This is a genomic window from Salinivibrio sp. MA427 (genome assembly GCF_001996115.1).
Taxonomy (GTDB): Bacteria; Pseudomonadota; Gammaproteobacteria; order Enterobacterales; family Vibrionaceae; genus Salinivibrio; species Salinivibrio costicola.
This window is the reverse complement of record NZ_MUFH01000206.1, coordinates 1-4,752: the sequence shown is the minus strand read 5'-3', so window position 1 is coordinate 4,752 and position 4,752 is coordinate 1. Positions and strand designations below refer to the sequence as shown.

The 4,752-nt window shown below is 49.3% G+C and carries 5 protein-coding genes and 1 pseudogene; 5 read left to right on the top strand and 1 reads right to left on the bottom strand.

Annotated elements, in window-relative coordinates; all coding sequences use genetic code 11:
• The coding region (locus BZG79_RS11775) for a M20/M25/M40 family metallo-hydrolase (protein WP_347336590.1) at positions 1 to 506 on the top strand (506 nt) is incomplete at its 5' end.
• Here the strand turns inward: BZG79_RS11775 and BZG79_RS11770 are convergent.
• Positions 507 to 1,145: a LysE family translocator gene (locus BZG79_RS11770; protein WP_028569734.1), complete on the bottom strand. Its 639-nt coding sequence runs from the start codon at positions 1,143 to 1,145 to the stop codon at positions 507 to 509.
• A 263-nt stretch (positions 1,146 to 1,408) separates the two neighbouring features.
• On the opposite strand from BZG79_RS11770, the gene metN reads away from it, so the two are divergent.
• The 4 genes and pseudogenes from metN to BZG79_RS11750 form a co-directional block, all read left to right on the top strand.
• Positions 1,409 to 2,443 carry a methionine ABC transporter ATP-binding protein MetN gene (gene metN / locus BZG79_RS11765; protein ID WP_077575901.1) on the top strand — a complete coding sequence of 345 codons (1,035 nt, stop codon included), beginning with the start codon at positions 1,409 to 1,411 and terminating at the stop codon, positions 2,441 to 2,443.
• Positions 2,433 to 3,119: a methionine ABC transporter permease gene (locus BZG79_RS11760; protein WP_021023981.1), complete on the top strand. Its 687-nt coding sequence runs from the start codon at positions 2,433 to 2,435 to the stop codon at positions 3,117 to 3,119. The genes metN and BZG79_RS11760 overlap by 11 nt, the downstream gene beginning before the upstream one ends.
• A 54-nt stretch (positions 3,120 to 3,173) precedes the next feature.
• A pseudogene (locus BZG79_RS11755) lies at positions 3,174 to 3,846 on the top strand (MetQ/NlpA family ABC transporter substrate-binding protein).
• Between the two features lie 189 nt (positions 3,847 to 4,035).
• Positions 4,036 to 4,752 (top strand): LysR family transcriptional regulator (locus BZG79_RS11750; RefSeq protein WP_077774468.1); only part of this gene is annotated, 717 nt, incomplete at its 3' end.

Below are 4,752 nucleotides of genomic sequence, written 5' to 3'. Positions count from 1 at the left end.
TGCTCACACAACTTCCTGACGCTTATCCTTCCACGTTCAGCTTAGTGACGCTAGTTCACGCCCAACTTGGCGACCCCGCGTTTGGCGTTGCGCCCGGCGAGGCCACCGTAATGGCGACCCTACGCAGCGACGACAACGCCACGTTTCATGCCATGCAAACCCGGTTAGTCGATCACGTAAACGCTATCGCCGACCGAGCAAAATTAACTGTGGATCTAAGTTGGCACGAGCCGTTTATTGCCGCCGAAAACAGCACAGCGCATAACCAAGTCGTGGTCAACGCGGCGCAATCGCTGGGGTTAGAGGTTCACTGGCTTAAAGAGCCCATGCGTTGGTCAGAAGATGTCGCCGAATTTCTTGCCCGCTGGCCCGGCGCATTATTTGGCATTGGCAGCGGCGAGCATCACCCACAGTTGCACAACCCTGACTATGACTTCCCGGATGCGATTTTAGCGACCGCCAAAGCGCTATTTTGCAGAGTGATTACACACCATCACGGCCGTTAATTACCCCAACGCCAGCCAAAAGCCGACGCCGATCATCAAGGTGCCGGCGATTCGGTTCAGTAATTGCACATTACCCTTTTGCTGCAAAAACTGACGTAAGGTGCGCCCACCGCTGGCATACAACATTAAACAACTGAATTCCGTGCAAAGAATGATCAACACCAGCACGCTCAGCTGGCTGGGCAATGAGATCGCAGGGTTAATAAACGGCGGCAACAGTGAGATCATAAAGGCCCAGCCTTTCGGGTTGGCTATCGCAGTGACAAAACCTTGTGCCGCCAACGATAACGCAGAGATATCATTCGGCGCCGACGCCTCTTCCTTTGGAATTGCCATTTTGCCACGCGATCGCCACATTTGTACGCCGAGATACGCCAGATACGCGCCCCCCACATACTTAAACACCTGAAACACGCTAGGATAGTTCAGCATCACGGCCGCCACCCCTACCACTGACGCAATCGCCACAAGGCCGACGCCAATGAGCTCGCCCCACATCATATGTAGGCTACGCTTAACTCCGATAGTCATCCCCAGGGTCATGGATAGTGTCATACACATTCCCGGTGTGATTGACACAAAAAAGAAGGTGGGAATAAATAGCGTCAACATCGTGGTATCAATCAAGGCAGTTGGCATATCACTTAATCAGAACAAAGAGTTAGAAAGGCTATTAGTGAACACGCTTTAGTCGATGAGATCAAGCACGCTTGAGATCTCGTTGACTGTTTTATTTATAACCAACTGATTAGCCTTATTGCCATTTAGACGTCCAGAAGTAAAAATATCCATTGACTTCATTTTACCTAACTCATAGCATCAATAACCAGAACGACAGCAAGAGCGCGGGATAGACCGCTGAGTCAGTCGGCTGTGATCAAATTTATCGCCAAGGACATGTGATGATTGAGATATCCAAACTCAACAAGGTATTCGAACTCGGGGAGCGCCGAATTCATGCCCTTAACGACATCAACTTATTTATCCCGAAAGGAAAAGTATTTGGTGTGATAGGTGCCTCTGGTGCCGGCAAAAGTACGCTGATCCGAATGGTTAACCTGCTCGAGCGCCCAACCAGCGGCACGGTAAAGGTAGGAGGCGTTAACCTCACCGCGTTATCCAATCGCGATCTAACCCAAGCTCGCCGTCAAATCGGGATGATTTTCCAACACTTTAACCTACTGTCATCGCGATCGGTCTTCGACAACATCGCCCTACCGCTTGAACTGAGCGGCGCGAGCAGTGACGCGATCGAAACCCGAGTCACCGAGTTACTCGATTTAGTTGGTTTAGCCGACAAGCGTCATGTCTATCCGGCTAGCCTCAGTGGCGGACAAAAACAACGTGTCGCGATTGCCCGCGCACTGGCGCCAAGCCCAGACGTATTATTGTGTGATGAAGCCACTAGCGCACTGGATCCTGCTACGACACAATCGATTTTGTCACTGCTACAAACCATTAATGAAAAGCTCAACCTGACCATTTTATTGATCACCCACGAAATGGACGTGGTGAAGCGCATTTGTCACGACGTTGCCATTATTGGTGACGGTGAATTGGTCGAATCTGGCCCAGTGGGCGACATTTTTGCCCATCCGAAATCCGACTTAGCGAAACAATTTATCCGCTCAACCTTGGATTTATCGGTGCCTTATGACTATGCCCAACGCTTAAAAGAAACCTACTTTGACGGCAGCTACCCCTTGGTTCGCCTAGAATTTACCGGCGCTACCGTGGATGATCCATTGATCAGTCAAATATCAAGGCTGTTTGATATCGACATCAGCATTTTAAGCTCTGATATCGACTACGCTGGCGGCGTCAAATTCGGCTTACTACTGGCAGAGATTATGGGCCCGAAAAAAGCGGTCGAAGACGCCATCCACTATCTCAACCAGCACCATGTCAACACGGAGGTACTTGGCTATGTTGATTGATCAACTTATAAATTGGGTCAACGAAAACAACGCCCTGCTTAACTTGCTTGCCGAAGCTACAGGTCAAACCCTGTATATGGTCTTTGCCTCCGGCCTGATAGGCTTTGCCATTGGGATCCCATTAGGTGTAATGCTGCACGTCACCAAAAAAGGGGGGCTGCTAGCGCAACCCAAGTTTAACCAAGCGCTCGGCGCGGTGGTGAATATTGGTCGCTCAATCCCTTTTATTATCTTATTGGTTGCGATTATTCCCTTTACCCGCCTGCTCGTCGGCACCTCGATTGGAACAGCGGCAGCAATTGTCCCGCTGACAGTGGGCGCCATCCCTTTCGTTGCACGTCTGGTCGAAGCGGCGCTTTTAGAGCTGCCACCGGGACTAGAAGAAGCAGCCAAAGCCATGGGCGCTACCCCATTGCAAATTATCTATAAAGTACTCGTACCCGAAGCGCTACCTGGCATTATTAATGGCGCAACCATTACCTTGGTCACCCTCGTCAGCTACTCTGCTATGGCTGGAGCCGTGGGCGGTGGCGGCCTAGGCGATGTCGGTATCCGCTACGGCTACCAGCGCTTTGATACCACGGTTATGCTGATCACCGTTGTCATGCTAGTCGTGCTGGTACAAGCCATACAATCTTTAGGCGATTACTTGGTACGCCGAACCGATCACCGATAATAAGACACAACACTTACCGTAAACGACGGACAATTTTATCAAGGGAGACAGACAATGAAGACCACCATTAAAACACTTTTAACCACCTTAGGCCTCGCCTCCACACTCCTACTCACCGGGTGCGGAGAAAAAGAGCAAGCCGCTAGCGATGCCAACAGCATCACCGTGGGCGTGATGGCAGGCGAAGAAGCACAAGTGGCCGAGCACGCAGTAAAAGAAGCCAAGAAGTTAGGCCTCGACGTTGAGCTGATCACCTTTACCGATTATGTGTCGCCCAACGCGGCACTCGACGATGGATCGGTTGATGTGAATGCTTTTCAGCACAAGCCTTACTTAGATGCGCAAATGTTCATTACTACTGCTTGAGCAGCAAGGCATCCTAAAACTCAAAGAAGGTGCTGGCATCAGCGCTACCAAGCTCGATATCGTTGAAAACCCGAAAAACATTGAAATTATTGAACTGGAAGGCCCACAACTGCCTCGCTCACTGGAAGACGTGGATATTGCCATCATCAACAATACCTTTGCCGCTGGCATCGGCCTAACCCCAAGCAAAGACGGCCTGTTTGTTGAAGGGAAGGACTCACCTTACGTGAACCTGATTGTAGCCCGCAAAGGCAACGTAGACGCAGAAAACGTCAAGACGTTTGTTAAAGCTTACCAAACTGACGCGGTTTACAACGCGGCGATGGAAATCTTTGACGGGGCGGTGGTGAAAGGCTGGTAAGTCAGTCAGAAAAGCGACCTAAAGCCTGAAAATAGAATAGCCCGTGCTGAAAAGTGCGGGCTGCTTTATTTTTACGAGAACCACAATAGCCATAACGATTGATGCACGATGAGTCTGACAAGAGATTCTGGTATGTTGATTCGAATACCGCAGCTTCAACAATAGACGTCATTGATAAGATATCCCACTATGCAGATCCCCAACATCGATGTGACATCACTTTATATTCTCAAGTACTTGCTCGAGGAAAAGCATGTCTCCAATACCGCATTACTGCTTAATACCAGTCAATCATCGGTCAGCCGAGCGCTGCAAAAAATGCGACTTTTTTTCGATGACGAGCTGTTAGTCCGTACAAGTTTTGGTTTTTCCCTAACCCCGAAAGCTGACGAGATTAAGCGAGACATCTCTTCCTTAATCATCAATTTGGAAAAGCTGTCGCATAAGAACGCATTTGATCCGAAGAAGGTAGCAGGTACTGTTCGTTTCTATGGGTTACAGCCACAAGTCAACACAATGATGCCAGATATTGTTGCCGCTATTCGCGAAAGAGCGCCGAACCTCGTTGTCAGCATAGATACCTCACCACAACAGCATTTTGAAAAACTCGTTGCGGGTGACATCCACTTTTCCTTGTCGTCACACGAACCACCAAAATCCGAGCAAAGCATTCACCGAAAAGCCGTTGCACAACGAGATTTTAGGTTATTGATGAATCGCAACCACCCATTGGCGAATGCGACATTGACAGCAGAGAACTTAAGTCACTGTCATTTTGGGCAAATATCACTTCAAGGAGAGAAAACCCTTTCGCTCGAGCACAAATTTATTGAATTGGGATTGGCAAATAAAAAGCAGCGTCTATCAACACCTGTGCAAATCACTAACTTCAGCTCTGCCCCCAAC

Bases quoted from the DNA above. Each gene is read 5' to 3' on its own strand.
- BZG79_RS11770 (WP_028569734.1), bottom strand. From the start codon at position 1,145: ATGCCAACTGCCTTGATTGATACCACGATGTTGACGCTATTTATTCCC.
- metN (WP_077575901.1), top strand. From the start codon at position 1,409: ATGATTGAGATATCCAAACTCAACAAGGTATTCGAACTCGGGGAGCGC.
- BZG79_RS11760 (WP_021023981.1), top strand. From the start codon at position 2,433: ATGTTGATTGATCAACTTATAAATTGGGTCAACGAAAACAACGCCCTG.